Source organism: Paenibacillus sp. FSL R7-277, from assembly GCF_000517965.1.
Classification (GTDB): domain Bacteria; phylum Bacillota; class Bacilli; order Paenibacillales; family Paenibacillaceae; genus Paenibacillus_AQ; species Paenibacillus_AQ silagei.
Map to the genome: position 1 here is coordinate 147,151 of NZ_ASPX01000010.1, position 21,316 is coordinate 168,466.

At 55.5% G+C, this 21,316-nt stretch carries 21 protein-coding genes; 7 read left to right on the forward strand and 14 right to left on the reverse strand.

The genetic code is table 11. From position 1 onward, the window contains the following. Positions 1–268: 268 nt before the first annotated feature. The 3 genes from C173_RS05950 to C173_RS05960 are packed head-to-tail and all read right to left on the reverse strand — an operon-like array spanning position 269 to position 2,638. Positions 269–1,678 (reverse strand): nucleoside recognition domain-containing protein, encoded by a 1,410-nt coding sequence (locus tag C173_RS05950; protein ID WP_036723236.1) that lies wholly within the window; start codon positions 1,676–1,678, stop codon positions 269–271. Then, entirely contained in the window at positions 1,656–2,387 is a 732-nt protein-coding gene (locus C173_RS05955) for a FeoB small GTPase domain-containing protein (protein ID WP_036723237.1), read from the reverse strand. The genes C173_RS05950 and C173_RS05955 overlap by 23 nt, the downstream gene beginning before the upstream one ends. Next, positions 2,384–2,638 (reverse strand): FeoA family protein, encoded by a 255-nt coding sequence (locus C173_RS05960; protein WP_036723378.1) that lies wholly within the window; start codon positions 2,636–2,638, stop codon positions 2,384–2,386. Before C173_RS05960 ends, C173_RS05955 begins: the two co-directional genes overlap by 4 nt. A 246-nt stretch (positions 2,639–2,884) precedes the next feature. On the opposite strand from C173_RS05960, the gene C173_RS05965 reads away from it, so the two are divergent. Continuing rightward, positions 2,885–3,787, forward strand: a complete 903-nt coding sequence (locus tag C173_RS05965; protein ID WP_036723238.1) for a helix-turn-helix transcriptional regulator — start codon at positions 2,885–2,887, stop codon at positions 3,785–3,787. On the opposite strand, the gene C173_RS05970 is transcribed toward C173_RS05965, so the two are convergent. The 6 genes from C173_RS05970 to C173_RS05990 form a co-directional block, all read right to left on the reverse strand. Beyond that, the gene (locus C173_RS05970) at positions 3,779–4,873 is read right to left on the reverse strand and encodes a GerAB/ArcD/ProY family transporter (RefSeq protein WP_036723239.1); all 1,095 of its coding nucleotides are present in this window, start codon (positions 4,871–4,873) and stop codon (positions 3,779–3,781) included. The two genes, C173_RS05965 and C173_RS05970, sit on opposite strands and share 9 nt — an antisense overlap. Positions 4,874–4,883: 10 nt before the next feature. Continuing rightward, entirely contained in the window at positions 4,884–5,117 is a 234-nt protein-coding gene (locus tag C173_RS34155) for a hypothetical protein (RefSeq protein ID WP_155991300.1), read from the reverse strand. A gap of 12 nt (positions 5,118–5,129) precedes the next feature. Beyond that, positions 5,130–6,365: a Ger(x)C family spore germination protein gene (locus C173_RS05975; RefSeq protein WP_235191797.1), complete on the reverse strand. Its 1,236-nt coding sequence runs from the start codon at positions 6,363–6,365 to the stop codon at positions 5,130–5,132. After that, positions 6,362–7,465, reverse strand: a complete 1,104-nt coding sequence (locus C173_RS05980; RefSeq protein ID WP_036723240.1) for a GerAB/ArcD/ProY family transporter — start codon at positions 7,463–7,465, stop codon at positions 6,362–6,364. The genes C173_RS05975 and C173_RS05980 overlap by 4 nt, the downstream gene beginning before the upstream one ends. Continuing rightward, entirely contained in the window at positions 7,462–9,084 is a 1,623-nt protein-coding gene (locus C173_RS05985) for a spore germination protein (protein ID WP_051477841.1), read from the reverse strand. The genes C173_RS05980 and C173_RS05985 overlap by 4 nt, the downstream gene beginning before the upstream one ends. 211 nt (positions 9,085–9,295) lie before the next feature. After that, on the reverse strand, positions 9,296–10,462 hold the full coding sequence (locus C173_RS05990) for a phosphodiester glycosidase family protein (protein ID WP_036723241.1): 1,167 nt from the start codon (positions 10,460–10,462) through the stop codon (positions 9,296–9,298). Between the two features lie 196 nt (positions 10,463–10,658). On the opposite strand from C173_RS05990, the gene C173_RS05995 reads away from it, so the two are divergent. Both C173_RS05995 and C173_RS06000 read left to right on the forward strand, forming a co-directional pair. Beyond that, entirely contained in the window at positions 10,659–11,237 is a 579-nt protein-coding gene (locus C173_RS05995) for a histidine phosphatase family protein (RefSeq protein ID WP_036723243.1), read from the forward strand. 202 nt (positions 11,238–11,439) lie between these two features. Continuing rightward, positions 11,440–12,291, forward strand: coding sequence for a GGDEF domain-containing protein (locus C173_RS06000; protein ID WP_051477842.1), 852 nt, complete (start codon positions 11,440–11,442; stop codon positions 12,289–12,291). Positions 12,292–12,378: 87 nt separating this feature from the next. On the opposite strand, the gene C173_RS06005 is transcribed toward C173_RS06000, so the two are convergent. Next, entirely contained in the window at positions 12,379–13,113 is a 735-nt protein-coding gene (locus tag C173_RS06005) for a glycerophosphodiester phosphodiesterase (RefSeq protein WP_036723244.1), read from the reverse strand. Positions 13,114–13,430: 317 nt separating this feature from the next. Between C173_RS06005 and C173_RS06010 the strand changes: the two genes are divergently transcribed. After that, positions 13,431–13,841: an NAD(+) diphosphatase gene (locus tag C173_RS06010; RefSeq protein WP_235191798.1), complete on the forward strand. Its 411-nt coding sequence runs from the start codon at positions 13,431–13,433 to the stop codon at positions 13,839–13,841. Positions 13,842–13,869: 28 nt separating this feature from the next. On the opposite strand, the gene C173_RS06015 is transcribed toward C173_RS06010, so the two are convergent. Together C173_RS06015 and C173_RS06020 are read right to left on the reverse strand one after the other, a co-directional pair. Continuing rightward, on the reverse strand, positions 13,870–14,472 hold the full coding sequence (locus C173_RS06015) for a hypothetical protein (protein ID WP_076079548.1): 603 nt from the start codon (positions 14,470–14,472) through the stop codon (positions 13,870–13,872). Between the two features lie 111 nt (positions 14,473–14,583). After that, on the reverse strand, positions 14,584–15,255 hold the full coding sequence (locus C173_RS06020; RefSeq protein WP_081751036.1) for a sensor domain-containing protein: 672 nt from the start codon (positions 15,253–15,255) through the stop codon (positions 14,584–14,586). A 213-nt stretch (positions 15,256–15,468) separates the two neighbouring features. Between C173_RS06020 and C173_RS06025 the strand changes: the two genes are divergently transcribed. After that, positions 15,469–16,164 carry a copper homeostasis protein CutC gene (locus C173_RS06025; protein WP_036723247.1) on the forward strand — a complete coding sequence of 232 codons (696 nt, stop codon included), beginning with the start codon at positions 15,469–15,471 and terminating at the stop codon, positions 16,162–16,164. Here the strand turns inward: C173_RS06025 and C173_RS06030 are convergent. Both C173_RS06030 and C173_RS06035 read right to left on the reverse strand, forming a co-directional pair. Then, positions 16,161–17,834 carry a helix-turn-helix domain-containing protein gene (locus C173_RS06030; RefSeq protein ID WP_235191799.1) on the reverse strand — a complete coding sequence of 558 codons (1,674 nt, stop codon included), beginning with the start codon at positions 17,832–17,834 and terminating at the stop codon, positions 16,161–16,163. The genes C173_RS06025 and C173_RS06030 overlap by 4 nt on opposite strands. Before the next feature lie 134 nt (positions 17,835–17,968). Continuing rightward, complete coding sequence (locus tag C173_RS06035; RefSeq protein WP_036723249.1) at positions 17,969–18,952, reverse strand: ABC transporter substrate-binding protein; 984 nt, start codon at positions 18,950–18,952, stop codon at positions 17,969–17,971. Positions 18,953–19,235: 283 nt separating this feature from the next. On the opposite strand from C173_RS06035, the gene C173_RS06040 reads away from it, so the two are divergent. Next, complete coding sequence (locus C173_RS06040) at positions 19,236–20,291, forward strand: SPFH domain-containing protein (RefSeq protein ID WP_036723250.1); 1,056 nt, start codon at positions 19,236–19,238, stop codon at positions 20,289–20,291. Next, on the forward strand, positions 20,288–21,271 hold the full coding sequence (locus tag C173_RS06045) for an NAD(+)/NADH kinase (protein WP_036723251.1): 984 nt from the start codon (positions 20,288–20,290) through the stop codon (positions 21,269–21,271). The genes C173_RS06040 and C173_RS06045 overlap by 4 nt, the downstream gene beginning before the upstream one ends. Positions 21,272–21,316 lie beyond the last annotated feature (45 nt).

The window sequence follows — 21,316 nt, forward strand, 5'->3', positions numbered from 1 at the left end:
TCACATTGGGCGTGGCGGAGGCGAATGAGCGGAATATAATCGAAAAACCGATCACAATCGGGGGCTGCAGAGAATGTGGCAGGCGTGCCAGGGCTTACCGCGAAGAATGCGCCCCAGGCCCGCGCTCACACCCCAGCCGATATGAACCGCCGCGCGCACAAAAGCGCAAAAGAGCACTATCCGCCCGGACGGGAGATAGTGCTCTGTTTGAAGGAGCCGGTACTTGACGTAAGCTTCTGCCCTACCGCCGCCCGCAGCTCCCCTGCGCTCAAACCCAACCGAACAGCCGGGCTGCCGAAGCCACCGCGAAGGTTACGCCGATAGCGATAGCGAGCGGGATTACAGCGGAGAGCACGGCCCACTTCAGGCTTTTGGTCTCCTTGTAGATGTTCACGAGTGTGGTGCCGCAAGGATAGTGGAGCAGGGAGAAGAGCATCATATTAAGCGCCGTCAGCCAGGTCCAGCCGTGACTCAGGAAGATGTCCTTAATGCTGCCGAGACCTTCGATATCTACCATGGCCCCCGAGGACATGTAGCCCATCAGCAGGATAGGCAGCACAATTTCATTGGCGGGCAGGCCGAGGATGAAGGCCATAATAATGAAGCCGTCCATGCCGAGCAGCTGCGCGAACGGATCGAACCAGGCCGCCATATGATTCAGCACACTCTCACCGCCGACAAACACATTGCCGAGAATCCAGGTGATGATCCCTGCCGGAGCGGCCACGATGATGGCGCGGGTCAGCACATTGAGGGATTTTTCCTTGGAGGAGCGGACAATGGTCTTCCAGATCTGCGGGCGGCGGTAAGGCGGCAGTTCCAAGGTATAGTGGGTAGGCACACCGCGCAGCGCGGTTTTGGACATGATCCACGATACACTCAGGGTGACGATAATTCCGACCAGTACGATGCCCATTAACACCAGCGCAGTCGCGAAGGTGCGCAGTGCTCCGGTGGTTGCCGCCCCGACCATGAACATGGAGGAGAGCAGAATAAGCGTAGGCCAGCGGCCGTTGCACGGGACGAAGTTGTTGGTCAGAATGGCCAGCATCCGTTCGCGGGGCGATTCAATAATGCGGGTGGACAGAATAGCAGCAGCGTTGCAGCCGAAGCCCATCGACATCGTCAAGGCCTGCTTGCCGTGCCCCCCGGATTTCTTGAACAAGCGGTCCATATTAAAAGCGACCCGGGGCAGATAGCCGAAATTTTCAAGCAGCGCGAACACCGGGAAGAAAATCATCATAGGCGGCAGCATGACGCTGATGACCCATGAGGTTCCGCGATACAGTCCCAGCACAAGGACGCCGTGCAGCCAGGCCGGGGCATGAACAGCCTCGAAGCCGGCGGTCAGATAGCCTTCGATCCAGCTGAAGAGGGAGGCAATCCAGCCGGAAGGGTAGTTGGCTCCGGCAATGGTAATCCAGAATACCAAGCCAAGACCGGCGAGCATAATAGGGAAGCCCCAGATCTTCGAGGTGACGATATTATCCAGCTTGTAGGTGCTGCCCAGCTTCTTCTTGTCGTGATAAGTAACGGCATCGCTACAGATTCCAGCCGATACGCCGTAGATTCCGCTGACGATCTCGTCGCGGACCGCCCCTTTGTCTGCCAGCTTCTTCGCGGTAGCGAGCAGGGAATCGAGCGGGTCTTGGCCGTTAATGGCATGCGGTGACTCCATGACGGGCCACCTCCTTCGTTACAGATATTCCCTTGCGTCCCATATGGGACGCAAGGGAAGCCAGCAGACTGTGGTCACCGTCCAGCAGGCGCAGGGCAATCCAGCGTGCCGGATACCTTGCGCCGACCGTCTGCTCCACCATCGGGATCAGCTCGGCAATGCCCCGCTCAATCTCATCGTTGTAGGTGATCTTCAGCGGCTCAGCCTTGAATTCACCGGTCGCTACGCGTGCGATCTGATCCAGCAGCGCTTCAATACCGATCCCGTTGCGGGCCGAAATGGCCGTGACAGGCACCCCGAGCCGCTCCGCAATCCGCTTCAGATTAATATCAATGCCCAGCCGCTTGGCTTCATCGATCAGATTGATGCAGACTACGGCGCGTCCCGTTATCTCCAGCACCTGCAGGGCCAGATTGAGGTTGCGCTCCAGCGACGTTGCATCCAGAACCACGAGCGTGACATCCGGCTCCTCGAAAATAATATAGTCCCGGGCCGCCTCTTCATCGGCGGAATTGGAGTAGAGCGAATAGGTGCCGGGAAGGTCAACGGCCCGGTAAGTATGCTCCTTGTGGGTGAACCGCCCTTCGGCGGTGACTACAGTTTTACCGGCCCAGTTGCCGGTATGCTGGCGCATCCCGGTCAGCAGGTTGAACAGCGTGCTCTTGCCTGTATTGGGGTTGCCGGCAAAAGCTACGGTATACTCACTCATCCTTCTCCGCCTCCAATCAGTTCGCCATAAATGAGGGAACTCTCTTCCCGCCGCAGGGCAATGGTCGTATTGCTGATCCGGTAAGCCGTAGGGTCTCCAAGCGGGCTGCGCCGCAGCACTTCTACGCGGTTCCCGGCAACAAATCCGAGATCAAGCAGTCTTCTCCGCAGCACACCCTGGACCTCGATGCCGCTGATCCGCAGCGTGCTGCCGTTCGTAGCTTCAGACAATGGAATTACGGCTCCGGCCATAAGCTCTCCCACTTTCGTATGAATAATGAATGAATAGTTATAGTTATCCTTAAGTATGAAATATGCACTTGTATAGTATATTGTGCACGGCACAGAATATTGCATCCTGCCACAAGATTAGTATACGTAAATAAATTTGTCCTTGCAACAATAATGTTTCCCTAGGGAAAGATAGATACAGCAAGATTTATCAAAAGTATTTCCGGTGTCTGCTATATACTTTGAGTTGTGGAGGGGGTGAGAGTCATGCACTATCAGTTGATTCACAAGAGCATCGAATTTATTGAGCAGCATTTGGAAGAGGAGTTGGATTTGGAGAAGGTGGCTAAGGCAGCAGGGTTGTCCAAATATCATTTTCACCGGATTTTTCGGAAATATGTGAATAAAAATGTCCATGAATATATCCGGGCCCGCCGTCTCAGCCAAGCAGCCAATCTCCTGCTGTACTCCGAGACACGTATTCTTGAGATTGCGCTGCAGTGCGGCTTTGAGAGCCAGGAGGCTTTTACAAGAGCTTTCAAGGAAATTTATGATTTGCCGCCTGCTCAGTACAGATCGCAGGTGAGACTATTGATTCAAGAAAGAGAGGTATTGACAATGTCAGAGATTACAGGCTGGTATATTACAGGTACCCACCAGGAGAAATATAAGGTCGAGATTGATCCCCGCGTCTGCTATAAGACAAGTCCCTCGATGCATCTTCACTCCAAAGAAGAGGCTGCGCAGGACGACAATGGTTTTGGAACCTTGATGCAGCAGTTTCAGGCAAGAGAGTATCGGGGGAGACGGATGCGCTTCTCCGGGTTCGTTAGAACGGAGGATGTCACCGGCTGGAGCGGCCTGTGGATGAGGGTGGATGATCATCAGCAGAATATGCTGGCATTTGACAACATGCAGAACCGGAGCATACAAGGAACCACAGAATGGAACCACTATGCCTGCGTCATGGATATTCCGTCCGAAGCCGATGTGATCAATATCGGAATTCTGCTGAGCGGAAGCGGACAGGTATGGCTGGGGGAATGTGAATTCGAGGAAGTAGGCAAGGATGTTCCCGTAACGGATGGCTCTACAGGTGCGGAGAACCTTCCGTCCGGGCCGCAGAATCTGAAGTTCGACCAGCAGCCGGAGCACTCTGCTTCAAGCTGAACGCTGTAACCGGCCCCGCACCCAGATCGACAGGGCCAGCAGCAGCGGAATGGCAACCTGGAAGAGCGGGTCAAGCTTCAGACTCGGCCCCAGGCCGACGGCGATATGCTGGGTGTAATCCCGTTCCAGGAATGAGGAGCCGTAGATGACTGCCCCCACAGGGAAGACCCACCATTTGGCCGGTTTGCCGGTCAGCTCTGCAAGAGCTTTTACGGAACAGAAGTAGAAGAGCATCATCTTGATCAGCAGCCCCAGGAAGAGCTGGATCGTGACCAGAATATCAAGCCGCTCGACAAATTTGAGATTGGACAGCACCCGGACGGTTTTGAGAAAAGGCAGCTGGCTCACTCCCGCTATCGCCGGGCCGAGGACGGCCACATTCAGCGCGTTCATGAAGATCAGGAATGCGCTGATGAGCAGATAGGCGTTCACTGTGTATTTTACAGGCACACCGGGCTTCTCCCATAGCGTCCACAGCATCAGAAAAACAATCATCTGCCCGAAGGGAAATGAGACGATCTCCGGCAGTGCCGCTTGCAGGACCGGCATCAGCCCGCCCTCCATAACCGGCGCCAGACGGCTGAGATCAATCGCCCCCATGATGCTCAGCATCACAACAAGCAGGAAATAGAAGAACAGCATGACCGGCAGCAGCACCTCAGGCAGCCTGAAGACAACCTCCGCCCCCTTCCAGATCGCATATAGGGCCAGCAGCACGAACACCAGCATCGTAATGGCCATCGGGGTTCTCGGCAGCATGGTCATCGCCGTCAGCTCGCCGAGGTCGCGGACATTGCGCATGGACTGATAGGCGAAATACAGGCTGTAGACCGCGCCGATGAACGCCCCTGGAGCTGTGCCAAAATGAGCTTTAAGCATTCCGATCAGGTCCGTGCCCGGAGACCGGTGCTGAATCCACATCAGCACCAGGAGAAGGGCGAAGCCCGCCGCTGAACCTGCACACATCGCCAGCCAGGAATCCTGCTTAGCGGTGCCCCCAAGCAGGAACAGCGGCGTGCTGCCGATTTCAAACAGCATAATCATGAACGCAATCTGCAGGGAAGAGACCTGTTCTTTGTTCACCATGATTGCATCTTTAGCCTCCTAACCAATAGATAATGGCTCTGCCGACAGGCTGGAAGAACGCCGTATACAGGCTGCCCAGCGATACATGAGGGGTATTGGTAATTCCGCATAGATTAAGATACGCCCCGTACCCCATAATGCAGCCAAGTAAGAGCCGTCGCCGGCGGCGCTCTTCTCCGCGTAGCTTCGTCCACCCCCAACCATAGGCAAGCGCATAGAGTATAAGAGTAATAGCTATTTTCATAGATATGCCCCTTTACTTCTGCTGGACAGACTTGAACGATTTATTGCTGAGTCCGGTCCGTTCCATCTCGATGGAGACCTGCGGGCGGAGCTCGATCTCCTGAAAGACGCTATCCCAGCTCTTCGCCTTCTCAATCTGCTTCCAGCGCTTCGGATCGCTCCGGTGTACTCTCACAGCAAATCCGGTGACGTCTGCCCCCAGCCGTTTGACCTCCGCCCAGGCGTTATTCATTAGCTCCAGCACCCGCTGCTCCAGCGAGGCCTCCATTTCACTGATCGCCTTGCGGTCGTTCAGATCCATGACACTGCCAAGCTCCGTCAGCACACCGCTGCCCTTGACGTTAACCTCCATCACATAATGATCCTTGTCCCAGACAGGGTGGACGGTGGTGGCCGAATTCTGCAGGATGAATGAAGCATCCAGCTTGTCGCTTGTTGCCGGCCGGGAGGGGAAGGCGATGGTGGCAGAATCAATGTTATCGGTCAGAAAAGAAAGCCCGAACGCCTGCTTCTGGCTGAGCCAGCCCGCGAACGTGTCCCCCTTAATGACGCCCAGCCTTCCCAGTGCCAACCGCGAGGGCAGATCGGTAACCGCTGTCTCACTGGTCTCATCCATCGTCCGGGGGCCGGTCAGCAGAATCTCCGGCAATACCGCGCATTTGGACTCGGAGGACAGCGCCATTGCCAGCTCATACAGGCGGATTCCCGGATAGTAGGACAAGAGCCGTGATTCTTGTTCAATCATAAGCTGGATGCCTGCCCCTTGATTCTTAGTCATTTGCATCAGCTGATCCAGAATGACACCGGCCTCCCCCTCAGATATGAATACATACACTGTTTCTCTGGCATCCTGCTTGCGCAGGAAGATATCAATTAGCTGATTGATTCCGTGCCTGGCCAGGCTCTCGCCGATTACGGCAATCCGGGAGTGGGAGAAGAACATCTCCCGCGTACTGGTCAGATTGGTTCGTTCAATGGCCTCCATAATCGTCCGGCCCTTGACGGTGAACGTGAGGAAGGGCGGCGAGCTGGTGCTGCCTCCTCCGCTGCTGCCCATCCCGCTGGCGCCTGAGGAGGGGTTAATGACCTGATAGGTCGCCTTCCATTGATTATCCTCCCAGTCGTAGGCGGAGCCGGAGGTAATGCCCAGCTCGTTAAGCTCCCGGTCATCCCAGCAGCCGGAGAGCAGGAGGGTGAGAAGCGGGAAGGTGAGCAGGAGGCGCAACAGATTGCCCGGTTTGTTCATCATGTCTCCAGCCCCTTCCGCTTAGATCGGGCCTTGTGTACCCTGCTCAGCAAGACGGCGCCCAACGGCACCAGCACGTTGAACAGGAAGAAGACCACGAACCGCCCTTCCTCGTTATAGACATTCAGCTTGGCAGAGCTTTGCCAGGAGAATAGGCACTCCAGGGCAATGATCAGACCCAGAGCGCCAATGAAGGGCCTGCTGCTGCTGACCCGGAAGGTCTGCTTGAAGCACTCCACCGTGACGAACAGGAAGATCGCAAATTTAAGGTAGATCGACAGCACCCAATAAGAGATGAAGAGAATGTCCAGCTTCTCTATGAACCGGCCGATCCGGAGGATACTGACGGTAGCGAAGCCAGGGTAGCTGCTGAGCTTAATGAATTCCGGGCCGAAGACCATCAGGGCTGTGATCAGGGAGAACATCATCAGTGCAGCAACGAACAGTAGGCCTGTCCAGCCGATAATCTTGGCCCGCTGCGGATATTGCAGGTAAGGGGCCAGGAACAGCAGCACCGCCACCTCAGACATCCATGCTGTCGGTGTCAGGCTCGCCAGGGTGATTTCAGCCAGATTATGATCGAACATGGGCAGCAGATGATGCACATTCAGATCATTGTAGAGCCCGAACAGGTACAGCGGTACGAAGAACAGATAGAGCAGAATCACCAGACTGTTCACTCTGGCGATCGCTTCAATGCCCTGCCTAACCATATAGATAGTGATGAAGAGAATGAGTATGACCAGCACCGTGATGGGGGTGTTGATCAGAACGTTTTCTTTCAGGAAATTGACGAATTCCCGCAGGATGGTTGCAGTGGTGTCCAGGTAGAACTGGAGCATCAGCAGACCCAGGATCACTGCAGCTACAGGGGAGCTTTTCTCCCCCACCCACTCCAGAAAAGGTGCACCGTTGCTGCTCTGAATCACCGCCCCTACGATCCACGCAATAAGCAGCCCCGCCACAGTAGACATGATGATCGCCAGCGGAGCGTCTTGTTCTGCATAGGTGCTGATAATGATAGGCAGTACGACAGTGGCCGTCGGCAGGATGGTATTGACGACAAGCATGGCGGCTTGGGTGGTGCCGATTTTTCCATTCATGCTGGACCCTCTCCCTGTGGCTTAGGCTGTGGCGGTGATGGATTAGCTGCGTTGTCAACGGGCTGCGGCTTCTGGTGCGGTGATTGTCTGCGGGTCTCCTTGCCCAGATTGGTCTTGGGACGCATATTCATGCCCCATAGCGGAACGCGGATGAAGATATCCTTCAGATAACGCGGAATCATCGGCGCCACCGGAGACAGATAAGGCACACCAAAGGAGCGCAGGCCCGCCATGTGAATCAGCAGCACCATCAGGAAGGACATAATGCCGAACAGGCCGAGCGAGGCAGCGATGAACATCATCACGAAGCGGATCAGCCGGATGGAGTTGGCGATGGCCAGTGACGGAATCACGAAGTTCGAGATGGCGGTAAAAGAAACCACAATGACCATCGCCGCCGAGACCAGCCCGGCCTGAACAGCAGCCTGCCCCAGCACCAGCGCACCGACGATAGAGATAGCCGGTCCGATGGTCCGCGGCATACGTACCCCCGCTTCACGCAGGACGTCGAAGGTCAGCTCCATCAGCAGTGCCTCTGCGAAGGCGGGGAGCGGAACGCCTTCCCGCTGGGCAGCCAGACTGATCAGCAGCGTGGTCGGCAGCATCTCCTGGTGAAAGGTAGTAACGGCAATATAGAGTGCAGGCAGCAGCATAGAGACGAAGAACGCACCGTAGCGGATCAGCCGCAGAAAGGAGGAAATATCATACCGCTGGTAGTAATCCTCGCTGGATTGAAAAAAGTTGAAGAAGGTGGACGGGGCCAGCAGGGCAAAGGGGGTGCCGTCAATGACAATCCCCACCTGGCCTTCCAGAATGCCCCCGGCCATGGCGTCGGGACGTTCGGTATTCTGAATGGTGGGAAAAGGCGTCAATCCGCCGTCCTGTATGAATTCTTCAATATAATTGCTCTCCAGAATGGCGTCGGTATTGATGGCGTTCAGCCGGCGGCGGATTTCGGTCAGCACCTGTTCACTGGCGAGGCCCTTCAGATAGACGAGGGCAATTCCGGTTCCGGTACGCTGTCCGATGGTATATTCCTCAATCCGCAGATCAGCAGTTTTCAGGCGGCGGCGCAGCATGGCGGTCCCGGTGCGCAGGCTCTCGGTGAAGCCTTCCTTGGGCCCGCGGATAACCCCCTGGGAGGTCGGCTCATTAATGCTTCTTTTCTCCCAGCCGGAGGTGTCGGCGGCCAATGCGACCTGAAGCCCCTCGAACAGAATCAGGGTATAGCCGTCAAAAAGCAGGGGCAGCAGCACCTCCAGGGTCCGGGCCTCCTTCACTCCCCCAACCGGCAGAATGTGCTCCTTGATTAGGTTGAAGGCAGCTTCTGTGGTAATGCTATCTCCGTTCAGCGTGCTGTTCTCCATCAAAGACTGGAGCACCGCCTGGTTGACCGTATCTGCGTTGACCAGACCGTCAATATAAATGAAGGCAAGGGTAAGTGGAGGCTTGGCTTCACTCTTATAATGGCGGATAACAATATCCGAGCTGCTGCCGATCCGGCGGCTGAACTCCTGTAAATTATCCTCAAGGGAGAGCTTCAGCGGAAGCGGTGCAGGCACGGAGGTTTCTACAGGATCTTTGGTAGTCTGGCGGCTCTTCTTCGGCTCTTGAGGCATCTCGGGGGCTCCCTTCTGCTGAAATCTGGATGTGTTGGTGTATTATCCCCCATAGGCGTATTCCTTATTCTGCCTGATTACAGACTGAACTGAGCCCGCTTGAGGAGCCGCTGGATCAAAAAAAGAAACTGCCCCTTAATGGTAGCTTTGCAGCATTCCATAAAGGCAGTTTCATCAACACACTTAAGATTTACATTCTAAGCTTGGTGCATTATTTAGTCTGTACGACCAGCGCGTTGCTGATCAGGCGTCCCGGAGTCGTCAAGTACTTGCCGTTATAGTACAGGCCGCTGGAGGCACCGCCATCCAGGTTCATCGCCTGGTAGGCTCCGGCCTGCTTCATAATTTCCGCCAGCTGGGGAATAGTTGCCCCTCCGGAGGTGAGCAGAATCAGCTTATGATCGCGGGTGATGCCCAATGCGCTGCGGGCGCCACCGCCAGTCAGGATTTTGGGGTCCCGGAAGCCTTCGGCCGCCACATTCAGCGCGACTTTCCCGTTGACCAACAGCCGTGGTCCCGCCTGGAGTGCGCCGAGAACGGAACCGGAATCGAAGCGTGCCTTGAATTCACTGCCCGGAATCAGCTCAGCCAGCATATTACTGTCGTAAGCGAAGACAGCCCGTTTATCTCCGGAGCTGTTCTTCAGCATCTTCCCGCCGCTGATGATGTAGCCGTAAGGAACCTTGAAGGCGCCGTCAGTATAGGCGGCGAAGAATGTGCCGTTGATCGCTGCAGCGGCATTGCTGCGCTTGGCGATGCTGGCAAGAGCTTCTGTCTTGCCGACGGTATTCCCGGCCAGAACGGCATCCAGCTTCACTGAAGGATGCAGCAGGGAGACCGTGACGGTCTGGACGCTGAAGGAGCGGCCGCCGACCTTGTAGGTATGATGTCCGCTTACTACAGCGGGCGATCCGCTTTTGATCAGGCTGCCGTTCTGTACAGGCAGGGTGGCTGTCTCAGCGGTGCCTGTTTCAGCCCCGCTTGTCAGCGTAAGTGAACCGGCCTCCTTGTTCCACTGGAGCTGTATGCCAAGTGTCTGGCTTACAAGAGATAAGGGAACGTAGGTAGTCCCGTTCTCACTGAAGGGCCGTACACTTGCGGTAACGGGCTTGCCGTTGACGGAAGCCCCGGGCTTGCCTGGAGTGAAGCTAATGGAATTCTCGCCGCGTGATATCTCAATCTGGCCGCCGGAAGCGGTAAGCACAGACTGGATACCGGCGAAGCCGTTCAGGAAGCGGGCCGGGATGAAGGAGTGATTCTCCTTGTCCACATATACGGCAAGCTTGGCCTGCGGCGCCGCAGCGGCACCGGATTGCAGTGCTGGAAGAAGGACAGCCAGCAGACAGAAGGCGGTAAAGAGGGTGAGCAGTTTTTTCATGATACACAAAATCTCCTTTGCTTATAGCAGGTTGATCTGCAGGTTAGGATGATTCTGGAACAGGCCCCAGAATGCAGCACTTGAGCTACCATCATATAATCGTCTTCCGTTACCGTCAATGGAGCATGCATCCAGCAGCGGGTTAGTTTATAATGGGAACACATTAGAATATCTGCATATAAGGGTGGTAGCGATCATGACAAGAATAGGCTTAATCCGGCACGGCAGCACTCGCTGGAATCAGGAGGGCCGGGTCCAGGGCCACACGGATAATCCTCTGGACGAGGAAGGCTTCCGGCAGGCCGGCGTGCTTGCGGAGCGGCTTAGCGGCGAAGCGTGGGATTATATCTATTCAAGCGACCTGCTGCGGGCCAGACAGACGGCGGAGACTATCGCCGGGAGGCTGGGCATCCCGCTGGCCGGTCTCCTTCCGGACATCCGGGAGATGAACGGCGGATTGATTGAAGGAACCACAGAGAGCGAGCGGATCGAGCGCTTCGGCAGCCAGTGGAAGACGATGGATCTGAAGCTGGAGAGCCAGGAACTGGCCCGCGAACGGGGAGTCCGGGCGATTGAAGAGCTTGCTGCCCGCCATCCCGGCAGCAATGTGCTGGTAGTCAGCCACGGGGCTATTCTGCGGAGTACGCTGGCCGGACTTGTGCCTTCCCTGGATGTGAGCGTGCTGCTGAAGAACACCTCTATCACCTGCCTGGTCAATGAGAATGACAGCTGGAGCTGTGAATTGTACAACAGCGCGGAGCATATGGACCGATAGGACGGGATATTTCCGAGCATTTCATTACAATAAAGCGCCGGTCCTGCCGATAATATGCTTAGTGCTGATCCGGTGGGGGTATTAATGTCCAGCATCCCCTGCCGGAGTTGTTCAGAATATGTTCAGTCGGATCCTGTACAGTAGCGCTTGAAAGCGATAAAACCATAAATTCATTGATAGGCTGAAGGAGGGCGTAAGACTAGTGGAAGAGGCCCGCAATTATATGCTGACGATTCTATCCATACTTATAGGGGTCCTGACCGTATATAGCACGCTCAGATTGACAAAGGATTTCTCCAGACAAACGCAAAGAACCCGGGCGGTCCGCTCGAGTCTTGTGGTGCTGGTAATCAGTGCCGGACTTGGCGGCATGCATCTGCTGGGCAGAAGAGCCATAACCGGCTTCACTACAGAAGGCAGAAGCCTGCTGATCTCTTTGTTCCTGTACATGCTGACACTTGCCGGTATTCTGTATCTGTTCCTGCGGATCCGCATGATCCTTGGAGAGCGTGACCAGCTCAAGGAGTTGGCATACCGGGATACGCTTACCGGCCTGCTGAACAAGAACGGAATGGATCATTTCTGGGATCACTGCAAATTGAGCGAGCAGCTGTCGGTATTATATCTGGACCTGAACCGGTTCAAATCGATTAACGATACCCTCGGCCATCATACAGGGGATCTTTTACTGGAGGCCGTAGGAACCAGCCTGCAGCAATTTACCTGCAAAGGCAAGCGGCATATTTTCCGGGTGGGCGGAGATGAATTCGTCATTATCGCCAAACGCTGCAGCCGTAAGGAGTCAGAGCAGCTTGCCCTTAAGGTTCTGGAGCGCATCACCCGGACCTATAAGCTGGAGAGCCATGAATTATTCGTGTCCGCCAGTGTAGGCGTGACGATTAGCCAGGGCCGGATTGACCCGAAGCAGCTGCTTCAGGAGGCGGATTCGGCTATGTACAGTGCCAAGCAGCTGGGAAGCGGGCGTTATGCCGTATACAAGCAGGAGAGCCGTATTCCTTCCGTGAAGCTGGTCAGCAGCTCAAGGGCACAATAAATATTTCGTCTAAAGCCCCACTTTGTGGGGCTTTTTTGACAATAGCGGCTGCGCCATCCTATGGACAGCGCAGCCGTGTTACATCAGTCAGACGCTTCTGGCAGCCAGCAGCCCGGCCAGAACATCCGGATGATCGGTAATGATCCCCGCCACCTCAGCATCGATTAGAGCCTGCATCCGCTCGGGATCATTAACCGTCCACGGATGATAGACAATGCCTTTCTCCGCAGCAGCATTCACGAACTCCGGCAGGACCGAGGAATGATGGGCATGCAGTGCATCCGCCTGCAGGGTAGCCGCGTAATTCCAAGGACGGTACAGCCCCTCGCCGTAGAGAATACCCGTACGGATCTCCGGTGCCAGCGACTTGCAGTAGGCCAGGGAATAATGATTGAAGCTGGAGATTACCACCCGCTCACTCATACCCTGCTCCCGGACAGCGGCGATTACCTTCTCTTCCATGCCGGGATAGAGGAAGGTCCCGTTCTTCAGCTCTATATTCAGAATCGTCTCCCGGCCCTGCAGCAGATCCAGCAGCTCGTCCAGTGTCGGAATCCGTTCTCCTGCGAACTCAGGGCTGAACCAGGAGCCTGCGTCCACCTCCAGCACCTCACGAAGCGTCTTATCCTTCACATAACCGCTGCCTGAAGTGGTGCGGTTAAGACTCTCATCATGGATCACTACTACTGCTCCGTCACTGGTCATTTGTACGTCGGTCTCAATGCCGGTTGCACCAAGCTCTAGACCCTTGCGGAAGGCCGCCATTGTGTTCTCCGGGGCGGCTGCGGATGCGCCGCGATGCGCGAAATTAATGATGTTCATGTCGAGTAGTTCCCTCCATTTCTATGATGTAATGCAGCCCGTAGTGTCCGGGCCCCTTATAGTATATTCCACATCACGTCAAGAAACCCTGTCCCCTGTTCTATAAAGGACGGGTTTCTTGAATTTTACCGTGGTACGTTCGGAAGCAATCGCTTAGAATAGACAACAACTATACTACCTACAGAAAGAAGCGATAAAGCTTGAAGTTTTGTCTGGAATGCGGAAGACGCTTGGTAATGAAGGAATGCAATGGAGAAGGTGAGGTACCCTACTGTGATTCATGCGCCGTCTTCAGATTCCCTGTGTTCAGCACAGCGATGAGTACAGCCGTACTGAACCGGGGACTCGATAGAATCCTGCTTATACAGCAGTATAAGCGCAAGGATTACATTCTGCTCGCCGGGTACGTGAATAAGGGAGAGAACGCCGAAGCGGCCCTGATCCGTGAAGTGAAGGAAGAAGCGGGGCTTGAGGTAATTGCTTATGAATATATGCGCAGCCAGTATTTCGCCCCGTCTAATACATTAATGCTCAATTACATTAGTGTGGCTGACACGGAGGACCTGAGTGCCATGAGCGACGAGCTGGACCACGCAGCCTGGTTCACCCTGGATGAAGCTGCGGACGCCATATTACCAGGCAGCCTCGCGGAGAGCTTCCTGCTTACAATTATTGATAAGCTGAGACAGGGGAGGGCTCTGGAGGATTTTACAGCGGTTGTCCGGTAATTGCGAGTTCTGAAGGCTAAGGCTTCCCTTATGCAGAGACGATGTCGCGGATTCTCTCATGTACCTGCTGCGCCTCCAGGAAGGCTGCGGAATATTGAAGATCTGTTTTGCGGGCCGGCAGGCGCGCCGGGAGAAAAGGAATGGATACCACAGGCGTATCTGCGCTGCTAAAATAGATTCTGAGCGTCAGCTCGCGGATCTCTTCGGCAGGACTGCCGCCCTGGACAGGCTCTGTGAATTCATAGCTTGCGGCGGCACCTGCCCGTATTCTCGGTGCACTGGTGGTAATCCGGCTGGTCTTGCTTACCTTGCTGAGAGTCAGAGCATTCTCGACAATCTCTGCTCCAAGGATGGCATCGAACGTATACAGGGTGGCTGTCGCCGGCTCCGGCTTCCCCGGATGCAGCAGCCCGATGGCGAGCGCCTGGCCTTCTTCGTCCAGGGCAATCAGATGGGATTCGTCTGGAGTTATGAACCGCTGGGGGAATTTCAGGCTGAAGGCGGACAGGGCATGGGTAGCCCCGCTATGGCCCGCAGCCCTGGGACGGGAGAGTCTGTACTGAAGAACCGCAGCCAACAGCAGGAGAGACACGCCAAGCACAGCAAACAGATACACCAGGATCATGAGCACTGAACCGCCTCCTCACAAGGTTGTGCGGGCTGCCCTTCCTGCAATCACTTCGGGCACAACCCGCTTCGTAAGCTTTGGCAAGTGAACTATTAATAGATATGCGGGAAGAGATCAGGTATGTATGACTTCAAGCGGGGTACTGGCGGAATTCACAGGTGTTCCTGAAACTGCGTTGATCCAGGCCGCGTACAGACGTCCAAGACCCACAAGCAGCAGCGGCAGAATCAGCAGCAGTACAAATCCGGTTCCGCATAGAATCCACGAGCGTTCATCTGAGGTTGTGCCGGACAGGAAGAAGAAGAACTCCGGGTCCAGCATATTCAGATCATAGGAGAATACGGATGAACTGATTCGCTGGGCCACAGGTGACATAAGAGCACTGAAGGCCACCGCAGGCAGAACCAGTGCTAGTGTGAACCCCAGAATACCTGCGGGCAGCTGGAGGAGACTGTACAGGATTCCCCGGTACGACTCCCTTTCGCGGAGCTGGTGTCCTAATGCCCGCAGCCCCTCCCAGCGGAAGGCGGGAGCATGATCTGCGGCAGCATGCAGCCCTGTTCCACGTCGGCTGTTGCCGCTGGACCAGGCTTCAACTGTTTTGTGTTCACTGGACATCATGCTGCGGCACCAGGCCAAGGTCAGGGCCAGCAGCGGCAGACCTACCCATACAATAATCAAGGGCAGGCTTGCACATATACCTGTAACAGCAATTACGAAGGCGATGATTCCTTTGGGCAGAGAGAGGATCAGCATTTTCCACGCGTGTATACTTTGTCTTATCATTCAGGGCGCTCCATTCCGGATTTCCAAATTTCAACTTCTTCAGTATAGAGGCTTCATCCAGAGAACACACTCTCCAAAAGGCGGGAAAATTCCTGGTCGCAGGTCTAGTACTGACATAGTCAGGAATCTTCCTGCTATTTACAATGTTTATCTTTATACTAAGGGTAGAGCGGTTTATAAGGATTACGACTAAGAAGGGGAGTGTAGCAATTTATGCTGTTAGAGGTTATAGCAACTACAGTAAATGATGCGGTCATAGCAGAGCGTTATGGTGCTGACCGGATTGAACTGGTCACGGGTATCCGGGAGGGCGGATTAACGCCCAGTCTGGGACTGATCGAAGCGGTCCGGGAGAAGGTCAGTATTCCTGTGAGAGTGATGGTCAGACCGCACGCCCGCTCCTTCGTGTATGACGCACCCGATGTGGAGACCATGCTGCGCGATATCCGGCATATAGCCGGGGTAGGCGGGCTGTCTTTGGTTATGGGCATGCTCCGCCAGGACCGGACAATAGATGAAGAACTGCTGAATCGGCTGCTGGAGCGGGCAGGGGGGATGGAGGTTACCTTCCACCGTGCGTTCGACGAGGTGCAGGACCAGCTTGAAGCCCTTGAGGTCTTGAAGCGGTATCCGCAGATTACCGATATCCTGACCTCCGGCGGGACTGCTGCGGCCAATACACCCGGCGGTATGGTAAGGCTCGCCGTATTGGAACGGCTGTCTGCCGGTTCTTCGCTCTCCATCCTGGCAGGCAGCGGTCTGAATGCCGCAGATCTGAAGGATTTCGTTACAAGGACCGGAGTCCGCCGGGTACACTTCGGATCGGCGGTCCGGGAGGAGGGCGATCCGCTGAAGCCTATTGACCCGGAGCGGCTTGAAGCCATCCGTGCGCTTCTCAAGCCCTGTTAGAGGCCCAGCAGTCTGGGCAGCAGCGTCAGCAGCCGCTCCCGGGTCAGCGCATCGCCGGAATTCCATTTGGCTCCATCCAGCATATAGGCATGGCCCTGCTCCACGGCAGGCAGACTGCTCCAGAGCTCCGTCTGGAGCAGCTGCTCCATGGCCTCCCGGGAGTCCTCCCGTTCTGGAATCAGCATGAAGACACGGTCCCCTGCGTAGCTGTGCAGCATCGCCGGGTCCACTTCGCGGAACCCCAGATCCTTGTCCAGAATGTCCTTGATCTCCGCTGTCGGCTGCAGGCCGCCAGGGGCATACAAGGCCGTGGACAAGCCGGTCATTCCCATGGCGTATAGATGGTTGCCATGGTCATAGAACAGCGCCGAAGCTGTTTCACCCTTCAAGAGTCCCCCGGCGTACAGATGCTGCCACATGGCTGCGTTCTTGGCATGATAGGCTTGCAGCCAGACCTCAGCTTCGCGCTGCTTCCCGAGCCACTCTCCAAGAATCCGCAGCCGCTGCTCCAGCGGTGCGAAGGAGTCGAAGGTGAGTGTTGGGGCAATGCCGGATACACCCCGGTAGATCTGTTCATCCGGGCTTGCGAGGATAATCAGGTCAGGCCGGATGGACCGGGTCAGCTGCGGGTCCAGCGGAAATCCGACATTGGCTAAGCGCTTGACCCGGTGGCTATAGACACTGCCCCGGGCGAACGCTTCGTCACCGCCGACAGGCTTCACCCCCAGCGCCAGCACATCGCCCAGTGTCTCCCCGTGGTAGACAACACGCTTCGGACGCTCAGGGATGTCCACCGAATGTCCGGTCCAGTCCGTGACCGTAATCCGGCGTTGCTGCGACCGGGCATATTGCCCGGGAGTCATTCCCGTCTTCTGCCGGAAGCGGCGGCTGAAGTAGTATTCGTCGGAGAAGCCTACCCGCAGGGCAATCTCGCGCAGCGGCTCGGCGGCTTCAAGCAGATAAGTCTTCGAGTGCCCAATGCGCAGATCCGTCAGATAATCGAGCGGGCGCTGTCCGGTCAGTTTCTGGAAGATCGGAGTGTATTGCCAGGGGGAGACACCGGCCAGCTCCGCGAGCTGCTTCACCGTGATACTCTCCCTATAATGCTGCTGCATGAAGTGTATCGTACTCTCCACCGATTGCGCCGGACTTGGCAGCTGGCGGGTGGAGTAGTTCTGTTCAAGCAGCAGGAGCAGCAGCTCTTGGAATTGGAGCTGTTGTCTGACATGCTGGAGCTCATCCCTGCCATTATGATGCGCAAGCAGCTCTTCCGCCAGCCGGATCACTCTGGTGAAGGGGTGGACAATCAGCTCTTTTTGCCCCGGGAGCAGTTCATCTACGTAGAACGCAGGGGAATCCTCTGTAGTCAAAGCGGCAAAAGTCAACACATAAAAATAAAGCGTCAGCTCCCGGTTATCCAGACTGTATGAGGTTCCGGGAGGCAGCAGGCAGCACTTGTCCGCATGCACAGAGAGTGAGGTCTGCTCAGTGATTCCGAGTTCACCGCGCCCGCCCGTAAACAGCAGTAGCGTATGCTGCTCCGCTGTCTGCACAGCCGATATAGTGTCAGCGCTCTGCATCACCAGTTCAATGCTCCTGAATTGAAACAGCAGGGAACGGAGAGGGGCGGACGGGAGTGCAGGCAGGTGGTCGTGGTCAGGCTCGCGCAAGGCAGGCACTCCTTTCAGACAGCTTAGAATTGAATTATATTGAGAACGATTATCAATAAACAATATTGTATATAAAATAAAGCAGCTTATCAACAGGCGTTGATAAGCTGCTTTTCAGTCTGTCTGCCCCGGAATTATTGCTTGCCCAGCATGGTAGGAATCTCGCCGAGCAGCCACTCTCTGGTGGTAGCATCACTGGAGGTCTTCGTGATGTCCTGCGTGTAGACGTAGCCGTTCTTAACGGCAGGCAGGCTGTTCCACACCGCGCTCTTCAGCAGATTGCCGGTCGATTGCTTGGCTTCGTCTGCTACCGGAGTCAGCAGGAAGATACGATCTCCGGCGTATTCCCGGAGCACTTCCAGCGAGATTTCCTGGAAGCCCATATCGGCATCCAGCACCTTTTGAATAGCCGGGGTAGGCTTGAAGCCTTGCTCTCCGTACAGTACCTGCGAGAGGCCCGTTGTTGCCATTACGAACAGCCGGTCCCCCGGATAATAAGTGAAGACCGAAGCGGTCTCACCGTCCTTTATCCCTGAAGCCTTAAGCTGGGCCCACATCGCATCCTCCTTCGCCTGATACTGGGCCAGCCAAGCCTCCGCTTCCTGCTTCTTGCCTAAAATATCTCCAATATCCAGCATCCGCTCCTTCAGGGGGGCGAAGGTATCGAAGATAATCGTTGGAGCGATTTTGGAGAGAGCGTCGTAATCAGCTTCATCAATACCGGCGTAGATAATCAGATCGGGCTGAAGCTCCAGCGTCTTCTCCAGATTGATCGGGAACCCGACATCTGCAATTCCGGTCAGCTTGTCCTCGAAGACCTGGCCCTGCCCCATGGAGAGCGGATAGCCGATGGCTTGTACACCAAGTGCCAGCAGATCGCCATACGTTTCTCCGGAATAGATAATCCGCTGCGGATTCACTGGAATCTCTGCCGTATGGCCTTTGTAATCCGTGTGTGAACGGGTAGTAGCTGCAGCTTCAGCAGTGGTTTGCGCGTCAGGTGCGGTGGTTGCTGCACTACTCTCCTGATTATTCTTATTGCTGCTGCAGGCGAGCAGTAAAGTGCCCATCAGGAAGAGCATGCCCAGGATAGCGAAGGGTTGTCGAGTCTTGTTCATTGTATGTATGCCTCCCAAAGGTATTGTGATTACCAATAATGATAATCATTATCGTTTAGACCATCATAAATTATAGCCAGTTGTTACTCAATGGACAAAACACGAGGCAGGATTTGAATTTGTACAATATTTTTTTGCTTGTTTTGTTAATAACATATTGATAATATCAAGGAGGTCTGCTATGATGTTGTTAATAACAAATTAATAATAACAATTAATTAATAACTGAGTTCACCTTTGCTCAACAGATGACTCAGAATACAACCCCTAGGAGGTAATGACCATGTTTGGATTCCGGTTCGTGAAATTTCAGCCTAGTGATTATGTGCTCAAGGTGAAGAATGGCAAGGTAGTGCGTGAAGGGGTCGGGCTTTCTTTTCATTATTATGCGCCGACAACTTCGGTGGTTGTCGTGCCTGTCTCCTCGATCGATGTTCCATTCATGTTCGAGGAAATTACGGCGGACTATCAGACGGTAACCGTCCAGGGGCAGCTGACCTACCGGATTGTTGATTACCGCAAGACCACCCAGATCCTCAACTACACCTATAATCTCAAAAAGAACACCTATCTCTCCGACGATCCGCACAAGCTGGCCCAGCGGGTAATTAATATCGCCAAGGTCCTGACCAAGAAGCAGCTCGGGCAGCTCCCGCTGAAGGAGGCTATCCAGTCGAGTGAACGTCTTGCCAAGATGATTACCCATGAAATCGGCCAGAGTGCGGAGATTGAGAAGCTGGGCATTGAGCTGATGGGCCTGTCCATTCTGGCGATTGTACCGAATAAGGAGACGCTGCGGGCCCTGGAAGCGCAGGCCAGGGAGGAGATGCTCCGCAGCGCGGATAACGCGCTATATGAGCGGCGCAATGCTTCGATTGAGCAGGAGCGGCGGGTGAAGGAGAATGAGCTGAATACGGAGATCGCCGTTCAGACGAAGAAGAGACAGATGCGTGAGGCGCTGCTTGATTCTGACCGGTCAGCGAAGCAGAAGCAGAATGAGATGAAGGAAGAGCAGCTGATTTTTGATACGGAGCTGGAGGAGAAGAAGCAGGCGCTGATTGAGCTGGCCATAGCGAATAAGAGAGCCGAAGCGGATGCCAAGGCTTACGAGCTGACGGCGGTAATGAATTCGCTGCAAAATGTATCGCCTAACGTCCTGCAGGCGCTGACGAATGTCGGCATGAACCCGGATAAGCTGATCGCCATCGCCTTCCAGGAGCTAGCGGTGAATGCCGGGAAGATCGGCCAGCTTAACATTACACCGGATCTGCTGCAAGGAATCATGGCCGGCTCGGCAGGAGGTGGAGCCGGAGCAGACAGAGGAGGTAACGGACGATGAGCAGCCGGGGTTCGGAGAACAAAATCATACTGATCAAGCGCAAGACACGCCTGGAGGAGCTGGTGGTCCGCTACAACACAATCCAGCAGGCCCAGTTCTATATTGAACGGCTGGGAGCCGATTTCAGCGACTACTTAAGCGAGGATTTCCAATACCGCAAAGCGGTGGAGACCGCAGTAACCGAGCTCAGCGCCATCGGCCGGCTCCAGGTGCTGGAGCGGCAGCATGTGCCGAATTTCATCTTCGGGGCTAAGGATACCGTAGTGGTCCTGGGCCAGGACGGTCTGGTCGCCAATACGCTGAAATACCTTCAGGAGCAGCCGCTGATCGGAGTGAATCCTGACCCGCTGCGCTGGGATGGCGTGCTGCTGCCCTTCAGAGTCAAGGAGGTGCGGCAAGTGGTGAGTGAGGTGCTGCGCGCCCAGCGCCAGGTCCGTGAGGTTACCCTTGCCAAGGTGGAGCTGAATGACGGCCAGAGCCTGTACGGGGTGAACGATCTGTTCATCGGCCGCCGGACCCATGTCTCAGCCCGGTATCAGCTGGAGCTGAACGGGCAGCTGGAGCAGCAATCCTCCAGCGGCATCATTGTCTCGACCGGTCTGGGCTCCACGGGCTGGCTCAAGAGTGTGCTCGCCGGAGCCGCAGGTATCGTCAGCCGTGCCGCACAAATGCAGGATTCAGCTGCTGAACGGACAGCCCGGGTGTCTGCGGAGGTTGCTGCAGTCAGTGCGGGCAGCGGGCTGGCCTGGAATCATCCCGAGCTGTATTTCACTGTGCGGGAGCCTTTTCCAAGCCGGACGACTTCAGCAGAGCTGGTATTCGGGAGAATCAGCAGCAGTCTGCCGCTGCGCATTACGTCGCAGATGCCAGAGGATGGCGTGATCTTCAGCGACGGAGTAGAGAGCGATTATCTGGAGTTCAACTCCGGGGTGGAAGCGACGGTTGGGCTCGCGGAGAAGACCGGCAGGCTGGTAGTCTAGACGAGGCGCGGACCGTTCATGGCGTGGCGGGTACGCCAAAAGGGT